A 13,755-nucleotide genomic window follows, 5' to 3' on the forward strand; every position below is an offset into this window, starting at 1 on the left:
GTCGGAGCGTGCCGTCATCCCGCCGCGGCACAGGTCCCACCTCGTATGGTGGTGACAGCGCAGGCTTCGAGTCGCTGCCATGGCAGCGCCTGGCGCAACGCACCGGGCGGGATCTGCACCTTCAGAACGGATTCCCGTGACCTCCCCTGACTTCGCACGCCTCGGCGTGCCCTCCGTCCTGGTCGACGCGCTCGCGCCCCAGGGCATCACCCAGCCCACCCCCATCCAGGCCGCGACGCTGCCGGACTCCCTGTCCGGGCGCGACATCCTCGGCCGTGGCCGCACGGGCTCGGGCAAGACCTACGCCTTCGGCCTGCCCCTGGTCGCACGCCTGATCGCCGAGCCCCGCCGCCGCGCCGCGCGCCGGCCCCGCTCGCTCATCCTCGCCCCCACGCGTGAGCTCGCCTCCCAGATCTCCGAGTCGCTGCGGCCGCTGGAAGCGGCCGCCGGGCTGCGCAGCGCCGTCGTGTTCGGCGGCGTCGGCCAGAATCCCCAGGTCAAGGCGCTCGCCGCCGGCGTCGACGTGGTCGTCGCCTGCCCGGGCCGGCTGCTGGACCTGATGGGACAGGGCCACGTGGACCTCAGCGCCGTCGAGATCACCGTGATCGACGAGGCCGATCACATGGCCGACATGGGCTTCCTGCCCATGGTGCGCCGCATCCTGGATGCGACGCCGAAGCAGGGCCAGCGCATGCTGTTCTCCGCCACCCTCGACGCCGGTGTGAACAAGCTGGTCAAGCAGTTCCTGTCCTCCCCCGTGACGCACTCGGCGGACCCGGCCACGAGCCCCGTCGGCACCATGGAGCACCACGTGCTCGAGGTCGACGCCGCCACCCGGTTCGACGTGCTGCGCGATCTCGCCGCGGCGCCGGGCCGCACGATCATGTTCACGCGCACCAAGTACGGGGCGAAGAACCTCGCCCGCAAGCTCGCCGCGCGCGGAGTGGACGCCGTCGACCTCCACGGCAACCTCTCGCAGAACGCCCGCACCCGGAACCTCGAGGCCTTCGGCTCCGGGACGAACACCACGCTGGTGTGCACCGACATCGCCGCCCGCGGTATCCACGTCGACGAGGTGGCCGTCGTGGTCCACGCCGACCCGCCCGTCGAGCACAAGGCCTACCTGCACCGTTCGGGCCGCACCGCCCGCGCCGGCGAGAGCGGTACCGTGATCACCGTGCAGACCCCGGACCAGAAGCGCGATGTCCACGACCTCATGCGCAAGGCGGGCATCAAGCCCACCTTCCACGCGAGCGTGGTCCCCACCAGCCCCGTGCTGACCGTGCTCGCCCCCGGCGAGCGCACGGAGATGCACGAGCCCCGTGACCCCGCCCCGGCCGCTGAATCCCAGCGCTCCGGTGGCGGACGTGGCGGTCAGGGCCGTGGCCAGGGCGGCGGACGTGGCGGCCAGGGCGGCCGCGGCGGCGGACGCGGTGGCCAGGGCGGCCGCGGTCAGGGCGGCGGACGTGGTCGTTCCGGCGGCCAGGGCCGCAGCGGCGGCGAGGGCGGCGGACGCCGCGGCGGCCAGGCGGCTCCCGCGGGCTCGGGCGCACGACGCCAGGGCGGCTCGAGCGGCTCCGGCCTCGCGGCCTACTCCTCCGGTCGGAACCGATGACCGAGGCGAGCGCCGGACGGCGCAGGGCCGAGGCCCCCACCAGGCACAGCATCGACGAGATCCTCGCCGCCGCCCGCCAGGGCCACGAGCAGGTCGAGCCGGTCGAGCTGTCGACGCTGCTGGATCAGGGCGTCCACGTGATCGACATCCGCTCCGCGGTCACGCGCGAGCCTGAGGGGCACATCCCCGGTGCCACGGTGATCGAGCGACTCGTCCTCGAGTGGCGACTGGACCCCCAGAGCGCCGACCGCATGGACGAGGGGCCCGGCTACGACGACCAGATCGTCGTGGTCTGCAACGAGGGCTACTACTCCTCGCTCGCCGCCCGCGACCTGCGTGATCTCGGATTCCACCGCGCCACGGACCTGGCCGGCGGCTTCCGCGCCTACCGGGCGGCGGGGCTGCCCGTCGCGGGTGAGCCCGCGCGCTACGTGGACTGAGGATCGACCACCCAGGAGGGGCGGTGCCGAGACGGCGCCGCCCCTCCTGCATGTCCGGAACTATCACCGGGATCACAGCCGACACTTCGTTCCTTGCGCAACCATGCAATCCACGGCAGACTCGCCGACGTGCACACCCCGATGACGTCCGGTCCGGCCGCCGAGGCGGCCGGCCACCGCCAGCACGCGGAACCCACCGAGCCGCAGCTCGCCGCGGCTGCCGACACCTTCGCGATGCTCGCCAGCCCGGCCCGTCTCCACCTCGTCCAGCTCATGAGCTCGGGCCACCTGGACGTCGGCACCCTGGCTGCGCGGGTCGGGCTGAGCCTGCCCACCACCAGTCAGCATCTGAGCAAGCTGCGCCTGGCCGGCATCGTCTCTGCCCGCCGCGAGGGCCGCCACAGCTACTACACCGTCGACGATCCGCACGTGCTCTCCCTGGTCGAGCAGATCTTCGAGCACATCGCGCCCGACGGGACGCTCGCCCCCGACCCCCCGCCGAAGGACTCCCCCGCATGACGGCCCCACCCCCGCAGAGCCCTGCTGCGGCCGAGCCCACGAAGGTCGACCTGCGCCGGTACGCGTGGCTCTCGATCATCGCCGCGATCCTCACGATCGCGCTGAAGACGGGGGCGTGGGCGCTGACGGACTCCGTCGGCCTGCTCTCCGACGCCGCCGAATCCACGGTGAACCTGGTCGCGGCCGTGGTGGCCCTGATCGCGCTGACGGTCGCGGCGCGCCCCGCCACCGAGCGCTATCTCTACGGCCGGGCGAAGGCCGAGTACTTCTCCGCCGCGGTCGAGGGCGTGATGATCTTCGTGGCGGCTGCGGTCATCCTGGTCACCGCCGTCGAGCGCTTCGTGAACCCGCGCCCGCTGGAGAACCTCGGCATCGGCCTGATCATCGTGGTGCTCGCCTCCCTGATCAACGGCGGCGTCGCCCTGGTCCTGCTGCGCGCCGGGAAGGCGCACCGCTCGATCACCCTGCGGGCCGACGGCAAGCACCTCATGACCGACGTGGTCACCAGCGCCGGCGTGCTGATCGGGGTCGGTCTGGTGGCGCTGACCGGCTGGGAGCGTCTGGATCCGATCATCGCCTTCGCCGTGGGCGTGAACATCATCGTCACCGGCATCGGCCTGATCAACGAATCGGTCTCCGGGCTGCTGGACAAGGCCCTGCCCGAGGAGGACCACGACGTCATCACCGACGTCCTGCGTCGCCGCACCGACGGGAACGTCACCTTCCACGGGCTCCAGACCCGCGAGGCCGGCCAGCAGAAGTACATGAACGTCCACGTGCTGGTGCCCGACGAGTGGACCGTCAAAGTGGGGCACGACTACATCGAGGGCCTCGAGGACGAGCTGCGCGAGAGCTTGCCCGACCTCACCGTGCTCACCCACCTCGAGCCGATCTCCGATCCGGCCTCCTACGAGGACATCCCCACGGCCCACGTCCAGATCCACGACGACGAGCACGATCCGACCCGCCCGCCGCAGCACGGCAGCAACGGCACCGGCCACGGGACTGCATAGGCGTCCATCCGTCCGGCACCAGGCGCAGCAGATGCCGCCGCAGGGTCCCCACCCCCGCTGCGAGCCGGCATCTCCACCCCATCAACTGAGCCGGCGAAGCGACGACCAGGTAGAACACTCGCGCCTTGCAATGTAGCCTCCCGACACTGCCGGGCTTCTCGCCCGGCATCGGCATGTCCCGGGTCGTGCCATCGGCGTGGGGCATGCCGCCGATGCGAGCACGATCGAGGAAAGGAAACCATGTCCACGGCGACCATGACCGACGATCACTACCGCACCCGACTCACGGAGGTGATGGAGCCCTACGCCCGTGAGCACCCCACCGTCTGGGGAACCCCGGACGACGGCCCCTTCGACGCCGAGGAGCTGACGGCGCACGAGCAGCGGGGTTTCACCATCCTGCAGGACTTCATCGCCCCCGATGAGGTGATGACCTATCGGCAGGAGCTGAACCGGCTGACCGGCGATGAGTCGCTGCGCGAGGACGAGCGGGTGATCACCGAGCGCGCCTCCGGCGAGGTCCGCTCGATCTTCGCGGTCCAGCAGCTCAGCGACCTGATCGACCAGCTCGCCCGCGACCCGCGGGTGCTGGATCGCGCGCGTCAGCTGCTGGGCTCCGAGGTGTACCTGCACCAGACCCGGATCAACTACATGCCCGGGTTCAAGGGCAGCGGGTTCTACTGGCACTCGGATTTCGAGACCTGGCACGCCGAGGACGGCATGCCGCTGCCCCGCGCCGTCAGCTGCTCGATCGCGCTGACGCCGAACTTCCCCTACAACGGCGGGCTGATGGTGATGCCCGGCTCCCACCGCACCTTCGTGCCGAGCCTGGGTGAGACCCCGGAGAACAACCACAAGTCCTCGCTGAAGGAGCAGACGGTCGGCGTGCCCTCCCAGGAGGTCATCACCGACATGGCCCACCGGCACGGGATCGACCAGTTCACCGGCCCCGCCGGCTCCGCGCTGTGGTTCGACTCGAACATCATGCACGGCTCCGGCAACAACATCACCCCGTTCCCGCGCTCGAACATCTTCATGGTGTTCAACAGCGTCGAGAACGAGCTCCAGGAACCGTTCGCGGCCTCCGCGCCGCGCCCGGACCACATCGCCCACCGGGACGCTCAGCCGCTGCGCTGACCACACCGGCGAAGGGCAGGAGCGGGGCACCCGGCGACGACCGGGTGCCCCGCTCCTGCCGTCCACGGGATGCGCCCGCCCTGCTCAGGCGATGGAGACCGTGCTCGCGGTGCGCACGAGGTAGGGCCCGGCTTCCCGGGCACCGACCTGGATCCGGGCGTGGGATGAGCACCGTTCGCGCCTCCGCGCTCGGTGTCCCACCATGGGGAGCACACACCACCGTGGCAGGAAGAGCCCACCATGGGCGACGACCTTCCAGCCCTGACGAGGAGCTTCGAATGACCGGTCCCCCGGCATCCGGCACCGATCTCGACGATCTCGCCGCACGCCTGCGCACCGACCTGGGCGCGGACGCCGTGTTCGAGGACCCCGAGACCAAGTACGGCGGTGACTATGCGGTCCCCGGCGTGCCGGGCCTCGGCTTCATCCTGGCCCTCCCCCACGACGTCGAGGGCGTGCAGGCGACCTTGCGGCTGGCCCACGCCACCGGCACCGCCGTCGTGCCCCGCGGAGCGGGCTCGGGACTCTCCGGCGGAGCGAGCGCGGGTGAGGGCTGCATCGTCCTGGGCCTGGAACGACTGACCGCGATCCGCGAGATCGATCCGATCGACGAGGTCGCCGTGGTCGACCCGGGCGTGATCACCGCGGACCTCTCGGCAGCGCTGGCGCCCCACGGCTTCTTCTACGCTCCCGATCCCGCCAGTGCCACGCTCTCCAGCATCGGCGGCAACATCGCCACCAATGCCGGCGGTCTGCACTGCGCCAAGTACGGCGTGACCCGGGAATCCGTGCTGGCACTGGACGTGGTGCTGGCCGACGGCACCTTCCTGCGCACCGGCCACCGCTCGATCAAGGGCGTGACGGGGTTGGACCTCACGCAGCTGCTGATCGGCTCGGAAGGGACCTTGGCCGTGGTGGTCGCCGCGACCCTGCGCATCCATCCGGTGCCGGTCGCACGCCGGACCGTGCTCGCACGGTTCCCCTCCACCACGGCGGCCGCCGCCGCGGTCGGGGCGATCTCGCGGAGCCCGGTGCGACCGGCCGCGACCGAGCTGATGGACGCCGGGACGCTGCAGGACATCGACGAGCGCACCGGCGCCGGGATCAGCCAGGGCGCCACGGCCGTGCTGCTGATCGAGCTCGACGGCTACGGGATCGAGGACCAGACCCGGGATCTGGTGGCCGCCCTCACCGCCGCCGGAGCCGAGATGACGGTGATCGAGGACGGGACCGAGGCGGAGCGGCTCTGGGAGCTGCGCCGCTCCGCCCGCGGCTCCGGGGCGGGCCGGTTCCGCCTCGGGGAGGACGTGGCGGTGCCGAAGTCCCGCCTCGCCGAGGCCTACGCCGAGCTCGAGGCGATCGGTCGCGCCCACGGGATCCGCGCCTCTGCCGTCGCCCACGCGGGCGACGGGAACCTGCATCCGGCGCTGTCGCTGCCGCGCGGGGAGCATGACGCGGCCGCGGAGCTGCCGGCCCCGATCCTCGCTGCGGCGGACGACATGGTGCGGGCCGCCCTCGCCCTGGGCGGGACGATCAGCGGCGAGCACGGCATCGGCACCGCCAAACAGGGCTGGCTCGACCTCGAGCTCTCCGACGTCTCCCGCGATCTCCAGCGCCGCCTCAAGGACGTCTTCGATCCCACCGGGATCCTCAATCCCGGCAAGGGGCTGTGACCGGTCACCAGCCCCGCAACAGCTCGGCGAGGCGCACGTCGGAGTCAGCGAGCGCTGCGCGGTCATAGGTCGAGGCGCTCGAGAGGATCTCCTGAGCCCCGGTGCGTTCGATGATCTGCTGGAGGCGGCGGCTCACGGTCTCCGCCGTGCCGGCGATGGTCGCGTCCAGGCCCTTCTCCACGCGCTGGCGCTCCTTGCTGCTCCAGGTGGTCCGACGGATCTGCGCGACCGGCTCGAGCGCCTCGAACATCCCCGTGGTGCGCGAGCGGGCCATGGCCCACACCTCGGGCAGGGCCAGCTCGCGGGCCTCAGCGTCGGTGTCGGCGATCAGGGCGTCGGCCGAGGCGATCACCATCGGCGAGCTGCCGTGATGGGACCGGAACGCGCGGCGGTAGGCGGCCAGGCGCTCGGGCAGCTCCGGTGCATCCAGGATGGGCCCGCCGATCACGACGGGCAGGCCGAGCTGCGCGGCGACTTCCAGGCCCGCGCCGGTCGCCAGGACGAACAGGGGGATCTCCGCAGTGGGGCGAGGATGCGCGGTGACGTCGGCCTCCCCGGCGAGGTGGGCGCGCACCTCCGCGATCTCCGCGGCGAAGCTCTCCGTGTCGGACTCCAGGCGCCCCAGCGCGCGGCGCACCGGTTCGGTGAAGCCGAGCGAACGACCCAGGCCCAGGTCGACACGACCGGGATAGAGACCCTCGAGCATCTGGAACTGCTCGGCGACCACGAGCGGGCGGTGGTTGGGCAGCATGACACCGCCGGAGCCGAGACGGATCGTGGAGGTCTGAGCGCCGACAGCGCCCAGCAGCACTGCCGGGGAGCCGCTCGCGATGCCCGGCACCGCATGGTGCTCGGCGACCCAGAAGCGGTGGTAGCCGGCCGCCTCGACCTGCTGCGCCCGCTCCACCGTGTGGACGAGAGCGGTGCCCTCCTCCTCGTCGCTGCGCGTGCGGGAGCGGTCGAGCAGGGAGAGCCTCATGCCGTGATCAACGCGGGCCACGCCGCTGAGCTTCCCGATCCGGAGGTCTGAAAAATCTCAACTATCAGCGGGGTCCGGCCCGATGCACGTCGATACGCTCGAGGTATGACTGCGCCTCACGTTCCGCTCTCGATCCTCGACCTCGTCTCCATCTCGGAAGGCATGACGGTGCGGGAGGCGATCTCCGCGTCCATGGAGGGCGCCCGGACCGCCGACCGGCTCGGCTACGAGCGCTACTGGTTCGCCGAGCACCACAACACCGAGTCCCTCGCCTCCTCGGCGACATCGCTGCTGATCGATCGCGCCGCCTCGATGACACAGCGGATCCGAGTGGGCTCCGGCGGGATCATGCTGCCCAACCACTCCCCGCTGGCGGTGATCGAGCAGTTCGGCACCCTCGCCCAGTTCCACGGCGACCGCATCGATCTCGGGCTCGGGCGGGCACCCGGCACCGACCAGCTCACCGCGCAGCTGCTGGCCCGCACGTCGGCCGAACCGCAGGCCTTCATCGCGGCGGTCGAGCAGATGCGCGACTGGTCACGGGAGGAGCCCTCGGCCGGGGGCCTGCCGATCAGTGCGTCGGTCGCCCAGGGCACCGAGGTGCCCATGTGGATCCTGGGCTCGACAGCCAACGGGGCGCGCCTGGCCGGACAGCTGGGCATGCCCTTCTCGGTGGCCTCGCACTTCGCGCCGTTCCAGTACCTGCAGGCGCTGGAGACCTACCGCTCGGAGTTCGATCCGTCCGCGAAGTCCGCTCAGATCGAGCGCCCGCACACCATGGTCGGGGTCAACCTGGTCGTCGCCGAGACCGACGAGGAGGCGCAGCGGCACTTCTCCACGCTGCAGCAGATGTTCCTCGGCGTGGTCACCGGCCAGCGGCAGAAGATCCAGCCGCCGCGGCCGATCGAGGAGGTCGCCGCCGATCATCTCCTCCAGCAGGTCGACCAGACACTCTCGATCCGGGCCGTCGGCTCCCCCGCCACCGTCGTGCGCCAGCTGGAGGAGATCGTGGCGACGACCGGGGCCGACGAGCTGATCCTCACCGCCTACTATTACGACCCCGCCGACCGGCTCAAGGGACTTGAGCTGCTGGCCGAGGCCTGGGGGCTCGGCACGGAGGCCAACGGCTGACGGCTGACGGCTGACGGCTGACGCCTGACGCCTGACGGCAATGGTCGCGCCCCGCAGGACGTGCAGGCGCCGACGGGACACCCGATCCGGAGCGATCGACGACCCCGCGGCGGAGGCGGGGAGAGCGGTGCTCAGGCCTGGTCGGGACGGACCACGGCGGTGACGGCGGCGTGGTCGCTCGCGGCCACGCCCTGGATGTCGTGGACGTGGGCGGCGTAGGCCTCGACCGTCAGCCCGCGGGTCATGATCCAGTCGATGCGCGCGGCCCCCGCCTCGGGTCGCCGGTAGTCCGGGAACGTGCCGATGTCCTCGCCCTCGAGAGCGCCCGTCTCGTCGTGGGCGTCCTCGAAGCCGGCATCGCGCAGCACGCGCCAGGGGGTGCTCTCCCCGGCGGCGGCGTTGAAATCGCCCATCAGCACGGCGGGGATCCCGTCGGCCACCTCGCGCAGCCGCTGGGCGATCACCCCGGCGCCCTTCTCGCGGGCCACGTGCCCGGCGTGGTCGAGGTGCGTCACCGCCAGCACCAGGTCACCACCGCCGGCGCGGTCGCGCACGCGCGCCCACACGGCGATCCGCGGGCAGTGCGCATCCCAGCCCACCGAGCCGATCAGCTCCGGCTCCTCGGAGACCCAGAACTGATCCCAGTCCAACAGCTCGAACCGCTCACGACGGACGAACAGCAGGTTGTGCTCGCCGCGGCCACCGCCCTCACGGCCGTACCCCAGCCGCAGGTGGCTCGCCGCGAGGGCCTCGTCGAGAACCGGGATCTGCGAGGCCAGCACCTCCTGGGTGCCGACCACGTCGGCGTCGGCCGAGCGCAGCAGATCGACCAGCACCGGGGCGCGGTCATCCCAGTGATCCGCCTGGCCGGCCACGGTGCCGGGGCGGTGCAGGCGGATGTTCTGGGTCAGGACGCTCAGGGCGGGCGGCTGCGCGGACGGGAGGATCATGCTCCCCATCATGTCTCACGCCACACGCTCGTGACGAGGGGCCGTCCGTGGGACGCCCCGCACGCCGAAGCGGCGAACCCGCATAATTCGCCTATGAACGCTCTGGTGCTGCAATCGGATTTCGGACTCGACGACGGCGCGGTCAGCGCCATGTACGGCGTCGCCGTGGGCGTCGATCCCACGCTGCGGATCCACGACGTCACCCACAACATCCCGCCGTACGACATCTGGGAGGGCTCCTACCGTCTCGCCCAGGTGCTCACCTACTGGCCGGCGGGCACGGTGTTCGTCTCGGTGGTGGACCCGGGTGTCGGTTCGGACCGGCTGTCCGTGGTCGCGCGGACCGCGACGGGCCACTACGTGGTCACGCCCGACAACGGCACGCTCACCCACCTCGACCAGCTCTTCGGGATCACCGAGCTGAGGGAGATCGACGAGACCAGGAACCGGCGGCCGGGCTCCGAGGAGTCCTACACCTTCCACGGCCGCGACATCTATGCGTTCACGGGGGCACGGCTGGCCTCCGGCACCACCACCTACGAGGAGGTGGGCCCGAGCCTGGATCTCTCGACCCTGGTCCGTCTGCCGGTGATCGAGCCGGAGCTCACCGAGGGGGCCGTCGTCGGCACCATCGACACCCTGGACGTGCGCTACGGCTCGCTGTGGACCTCGATCCCGCGGCCGCTGTTCCGCGAGCTCGGTGTCGAGCCCGGCGATCGGGTCACCGTCCGCGTCCACCATCACGACACCGTCGTCCACGCCGCCCAGGTCACCTACGCCCGATCCTTCGCGGCGGTCGAGGTGGGAGAGTCGCTGCTGTACGTGAACTCCCTGGACCGGATGGCGATCGCCATCAATCGCGGCCACTACGCGCGCGCCTTCGCGCTCGGCACCGGCGCCTCCTGGCGCGTGACCCTGGTGCCGGTGCGCTGACATAGCGATGCTCATCCGACGTGCATCCCCGGCACCCCGACTCGCCTCATCCTCCTGCCCGCCACTCCCGAAGGAACCCTCATGAACCGTACGTACTCGCCGGTGACCCAGGTGGTCGCGATCGGCATCGGTGCCGCCCTGTTCTTCGTGCTCGGTCGCTTCGTCGCGATCCCCTCGTTCGTCCCGAACACCTCCATCAGCATCCAGTACGCGATCCTCGCCGTCTTCGCCGTGCTCTACGGGCCGCTGGTGGGGGCGCTCGCCGGATTCCTCGGTCACCTCTTGATCGATGCCACCGGGTTCGGCATCTGGATCAGCTGGGAGCTGGCCTCGGGCGTGTTCGGCCTGGTGGTCGGCCTGCTCGTGCTGCGCCATGCGATCGGGGACGGCGAATTCGGCAGGAGCACCGCGATCCGCGCGAACCTCGCGATCATCCTCGCCAACGCCCTCTCCTGGCTCCTCATCGCACCGCTGGGCGACGTACTGATCTACGCCGAGCCAGCCGGCAAGGTGTGGGCGCAGGGCGCCCTGGCCTTCGTCTCGAACTCACTGACCGCCTGCATCATCGGCACGATCATCCTCTCGATCTACGCCCGCACCCGCACCAGGACCGGGTCGCTGAGCCACGACCAGTGACGGCGCCGTCCCCATCCAGCGCCGGCGACGTGCTCATCGAGCTGCGCGGGTACTCCTTCCAGTACCGCGCGCAGTCCGAGCCGACGCTGCACGACATCGACCTGCGGATCCGGCGCGGGGAAAAGATCGCCGTGGTCGGTGCCTCCGGTTCGGGGAAGTCCACGCTGATCGGCGCGATCAATGGCCTGATCCCGCACCGCCACCGCGGCGAGGCCGGTGGGAGCATCCGGGTGCTCGGCAAGGATCCGGCCGCGGTGCCGCTGGTGGAGACCGCGGCCGGGGTCGGCACCGTGCTCCAGGACAGCAACAGCCAGTTCGTCGGCCTCACCGTCGGCGAGGACATCGCCTTCAGCCTCGAGAACCAGCAGGTGCCCCACGCCGAGATGCCTGCCCGCGTGGCCCGCGCCGCGGCCCTGGCCGGCATCGGTGATCGCCTGGAGGATGCCCCGCAGAACCTCTCCGGCGGCCAGAAGCAGAGGGTCGCGATCGCGGGCGTGCTGGTCGACGACGTCGAGGTGCTGCTATTCGACGAGCCCCTGGCGAACCTGGACCCCGCCACCGGCCGCTCCGCGGTGGAGCTGATCGATACGCTCCACCGCGATCACGGCCGCACGATCGTCCTCGTCGAGCATCGTCTCGAGGATGTCCTGCACCGGGAGGTCGACCGGATCGTGCTGATGGCCGGCGGTCGGATCGTGCTCGATGCCTCGCCCGACGAGGTCGTCGCCTCCGGGCTGCTCGAGGAGCACGGCATCCGGTCGCCGCTGCACGTGGCCGCGCTGCGCTACGCCGGGACGCCGGTCACGGCTCAGCAGCGACCCGCTCGAGTGGAGACGATCGCGCTCAGCGAGGAGCAGATCGGCGCGGTGCGCAACTGGGTCGGCCGCAGCGGCGACGACAGCGCGATGGGATCGGGTCCCGGCCCGTCGGGCACGATCCCCACTGGGAGCCGAGGGACGAGCACGGGGACGGATCTCCCCCGCTCCGGTACGACGGCCCTGGCCCTCGAGGATGTGCGCTGCGAGATACCCCTTGGCCCCGAGAGCACCACCGCCGTGCTCGAGGGCGTGACCGCCCGGGTGCGCCGCGGGGAGATGCTGGGCGTGCTGGGCTCGAACGGAGCCGGCAAGTCCACCCTGGCACGCGTCATCTGCGGATTCGAGCGCGCCACCGGCGGCACCGTGCGCATCGGGGCGCTCGACGCCACGGGCTGGACCCTCGCCCAGCGCGGGGAGCACGTCGGCTTCGTGCTGCAGGAACCGGGCCAGATGATCTCCAAGCCGCTGGTGGCCGAGGAGATCGCCCTGGGCATGCGCGCCCGCGGCATGGCGGAGGACGAGATCACCCGCCGCACCGCCGCCGTGCTCGAGGTGTGCGGGCTGCGCCCGTTCCGCTCCTGGCCCGTCTCCGCCCTCAGCCATGGTCAGAAGAAGCGCGTCACCATCGCCTCCGTGCTGGCGCTCGAGCCCGAGGTGCTGATCCTCGACGAGCCCACCGCCGGGCAGGACTTCGCCCACTACACCGAGTTCATGGAGTTCCTGCGGCAGGTGAATACGACCGGCACCACCGTCGTGCTGATCACCCACGACATGCACCTGGCGTTGGAGTACACCGACCGCGTGCTGGTGATGTCCGACGGCGTCCTGCTCGCCGATGACGATCCGGCCGCCGTGCTGACCGACCCCGAGCTGACCCGGCGGGCCGACCTCGTGACCACGGGCCTGCACGCGCTGGCGCAGCAGAGCGGTCTCGCCGACGCGCACGCCCTGGTGCGCCGTTTCGTCGAGGTCGATCGCGCCACCCGGAGTGCAGCATGATCCTGGGGGCCCTCACGGACGGAGCCGCGATTTGAGCGCCCCGCTGCTGGGCTACGTGGACCGCCCCGGACCGCTGCACAGGCTCTCGGGGGTCTCCAAGCTCGTCCTCGTCCTCGGCGTCGTGATCGGTGCGATGCTGGGATTCGATGTGCGCTACCTGGCCGTCGTGGCTCTGGCCTCCGTCGTGCTCTGGGCCGTCTCCCGGGTCCGGCTGCGGGACTTCGCGGTGGTGCTGTGGCTGATCCTCGTCTTCATGACCCTGAACAACATCGGGATCTTCCTGTTCGCCCCCGGTTACGGCACGGATCTCTTCGGCACCCGCCATGTCCTGCTGGAGGGGCCCTGGCGCTGGGATCTGACGACCGAGCAGCTGTTCTACCAGCTGGCCGTCACCCTGAAGTACGTCGCGGTGCTGCCCGCTGTGCTGCTGTTCGTGGCCACCACGAGGCCACCGGAGTTCGCCTCCTCGCTCGCGCGCATCGGGGTGCCCGCGCGGATCGCCTACGCCGTCTCCCTCGCGCTGCGGTACATCCCCGACGTCCAGCGCGAGTTCCGCACCATCTCCCAGGCGCAGCAGGCGCGAGGCATCGACACCTCCCGCAATGCTCCTCTGAGTGCGCGGGTGCGCAATCTCAGCGCCGTGCTGATGCCCCTGCTGCTGGGCACCTTCGACCGGATCGAGTCGGTCTCTGCCGCCATGGAGCTGCGCGGGTTCGGTCGGGAGCGCGGGCGCACCTGGTCGGTGCGCACCCCGCTGCGCGGCCGCGACGTGGCGGTGATGCTCACCGCGCTGGCGCTGGTGGTGGTCCCGGTCGTGCTGCTGGTGATCAACGGCGGGCGGTTCTGGAACCCGTTCGCCTGAGCCGAACCGGCGACGCCGCGGTACCGGGACCCTCGAGCCCCGCTACCGCG

At 71.3% G+C, this 13,755-nt stretch carries 13 protein-coding genes; 11 read left to right on the forward strand and 2 right to left on the reverse strand.

Annotated features, from left to right (window positions below; genetic code table 11):
* The first annotated feature begins 136 nt into the window (after nt 1-136).
* The 6 genes from AC5020_RS05470 to AC5020_RS05495 all read left to right on the forward strand — a co-directional run bounded on the left by AC5020_RS05470 (nt 137) and on the right by AC5020_RS05495 (nt 6,397).
* Nucleotides 137-1,615: a DEAD/DEAH box helicase gene (locus AC5020_RS05470; RefSeq protein ID WP_464987512.1), complete on the forward strand. Its 1,479-nt coding sequence runs from the start codon at nt 137-139 to the stop codon at nt 1,613-1,615.
* The gene (locus tag AC5020_RS05475; RefSeq protein WP_464987513.1) at nt 1,612-2,055 is read left to right on the forward strand and encodes a rhodanese-like domain-containing protein; all 444 of its coding nucleotides are present in this window, start codon (nt 1,612-1,614) and stop codon (nt 2,053-2,055) included. The genes AC5020_RS05470 and AC5020_RS05475 overlap by 4 nt, the downstream gene beginning before the upstream one ends.
* A gap of 141 nt (nt 2,056-2,196) precedes the next feature.
* On the forward strand, nt 2,197-2,574 hold the full coding sequence (locus tag AC5020_RS05480) for an ArsR/SmtB family transcription factor (RefSeq protein WP_377793465.1): 378 nt from the start codon (nt 2,197-2,199) through the stop codon (nt 2,572-2,574).
* Nucleotides 2,571-3,587: a cation diffusion facilitator family transporter gene (locus AC5020_RS05485; RefSeq protein ID WP_494564397.1), complete on the forward strand. Its 1,017-nt coding sequence runs from the start codon at nt 2,571-2,573 to the stop codon at nt 3,585-3,587. Before AC5020_RS05480 ends, AC5020_RS05485 begins: the two co-directional genes overlap by 4 nt.
* A 240-nt stretch (nt 3,588-3,827) precedes the next feature.
* The gene (gene thpD / locus AC5020_RS05490; protein WP_464987515.1) at nt 3,828-4,724 is read left to right on the forward strand and encodes an ectoine hydroxylase; all 897 of its coding nucleotides are present in this window, start codon (nt 3,828-3,830) and stop codon (nt 4,722-4,724) included.
* Between the two features lie 278 nt (nt 4,725-5,002).
* On the forward strand, nt 5,003-6,397 hold the full coding sequence (locus AC5020_RS05495) for an FAD-binding oxidoreductase (RefSeq protein ID WP_464987516.1): 1,395 nt from the start codon (nt 5,003-5,005) through the stop codon (nt 6,395-6,397).
* Nucleotides 6,398-6,401: 4 nt separating this feature from the next.
* Here AC5020_RS05495 and AC5020_RS05500 read toward each other — a convergent pair whose 3' ends face one another.
* Nucleotides 6,402-7,376: an MsnO8 family LLM class oxidoreductase gene (locus AC5020_RS05500; RefSeq protein WP_464987517.1), complete on the reverse strand. Its 975-nt coding sequence runs from the start codon at nt 7,374-7,376 to the stop codon at nt 6,402-6,404.
* A gap of 105 nt (nt 7,377-7,481) precedes the next feature.
* Between AC5020_RS05500 and AC5020_RS05505 the strand changes: the two genes are divergently transcribed.
* Nucleotides 7,482-8,507, forward strand: a complete 1,026-nt coding sequence (locus AC5020_RS05505) for an LLM class flavin-dependent oxidoreductase (protein WP_377016153.1) — start codon at nt 7,482-7,484, stop codon at nt 8,505-8,507.
* A gap of 131 nt (nt 8,508-8,638) precedes the next feature.
* On the opposite strand, the gene AC5020_RS05510 is transcribed toward AC5020_RS05505, so the two are convergent.
* On the reverse strand, nt 8,639-9,457 hold the full coding sequence (locus tag AC5020_RS05510) for an endonuclease/exonuclease/phosphatase family protein (RefSeq protein WP_377016151.1): 819 nt from the start codon (nt 9,455-9,457) through the stop codon (nt 8,639-8,641).
* A 93-nt stretch (nt 9,458-9,550) separates the two neighbouring features.
* Here AC5020_RS05510 and AC5020_RS05515 point away from each other — a divergent pair, with 93 nt between their 5' ends.
* The 4 genes from AC5020_RS05515 to AC5020_RS05530 all read left to right on the forward strand — a co-directional run bounded on the left by AC5020_RS05515 (nt 9,551) and on the right by AC5020_RS05530 (nt 13,705).
* A complete protein-coding gene (locus tag AC5020_RS05515) occupies nt 9,551-10,390 on the forward strand; it encodes an SAM hydrolase/SAM-dependent halogenase family protein (protein WP_377016149.1) in 840 nt (279 codons plus the stop codon).
* Between the two features lie 81 nt (nt 10,391-10,471).
* Nucleotides 10,472-11,026, forward strand: a complete 555-nt coding sequence (locus tag AC5020_RS05520) for an ECF-type riboflavin transporter substrate-binding protein (protein WP_464987518.1) — start codon at nt 10,472-10,474, stop codon at nt 11,024-11,026.
* Nucleotides 11,023-12,843 (forward strand): ABC transporter ATP-binding protein, encoded by a 1,821-nt coding sequence (locus AC5020_RS05525; RefSeq protein ID WP_464987519.1) that lies wholly within the window; start codon nt 11,023-11,025, stop codon nt 12,841-12,843. Before AC5020_RS05520 ends, AC5020_RS05525 begins: the two co-directional genes overlap by 4 nt.
* Before the next feature lie 31 nt (nt 12,844-12,874).
* A complete protein-coding gene (locus tag AC5020_RS05530) occupies nt 12,875-13,705 on the forward strand; it encodes an energy-coupling factor transporter transmembrane component T family protein (RefSeq protein ID WP_464987520.1) in 831 nt (276 codons plus the stop codon).
* The last annotated feature ends 50 nt before the right edge of the window (nt 13,706-13,755 follow it).

The sequence above is a fragment of the Brachybacterium sp. SYSU DS0246 genome (assembly GCF_059391765.1).

What these genes read in the sequence shown, in the direction of transcription:
- AC5020_RS05520 (WP_464987518.1), top strand. Translation starts at nt 10,472, where the DNA reads ATGAACCGTACGTACTCGCCGGTGACCCAGGTGGTCGCGATCGGCATC.
- AC5020_RS05485 (WP_494564397.1), top strand. Translation starts at nt 2,571, where the DNA reads ATGACGGCCCCACCCCCGCAGAGCCCTGCTGCGGCCGAGCCCACGAAG.
- AC5020_RS05505 (WP_377016153.1), top strand. Translation starts at nt 7,482, where the DNA reads ATGACTGCGCCTCACGTTCCGCTCTCGATCCTCGACCTCGTCTCCATC.
- AC5020_RS05480 (WP_377793465.1), top strand. Translation starts at nt 2,197, where the DNA reads ATGACGTCCGGTCCGGCCGCCGAGGCGGCCGGCCACCGCCAGCACGCG.
- AC5020_RS05475 (WP_464987513.1), top strand. Translation starts at nt 1,612, where the DNA reads ATGACCGAGGCGAGCGCCGGACGGCGCAGGGCCGAGGCCCCCACCAGG.
- AC5020_RS05515 (WP_377016149.1), top strand. Translation starts at nt 9,551, where the DNA reads ATGAACGCTCTGGTGCTGCAATCGGATTTCGGACTCGACGACGGCGCG.
- thpD (WP_464987515.1), top strand. Translation starts at nt 3,828, where the DNA reads ATGTCCACGGCGACCATGACCGACGATCACTACCGCACCCGACTCACG.
- AC5020_RS05500 (WP_464987517.1), bottom strand. Translation starts at nt 7,376, where the DNA reads ATGAGGCTCTCCCTGCTCGACCGCTCCCGCACGCGCAGCGACGAGGAG.
- AC5020_RS05510 (WP_377016151.1), bottom strand. Translation starts at nt 9,457, where the DNA reads ATGATCCTCCCGTCCGCGCAGCCGCCCGCCCTGAGCGTCCTGACCCAG.
- AC5020_RS05495 (WP_464987516.1), top strand. Translation starts at nt 5,003, where the DNA reads ATGACCGGTCCCCCGGCATCCGGCACCGATCTCGACGATCTCGCCGCA.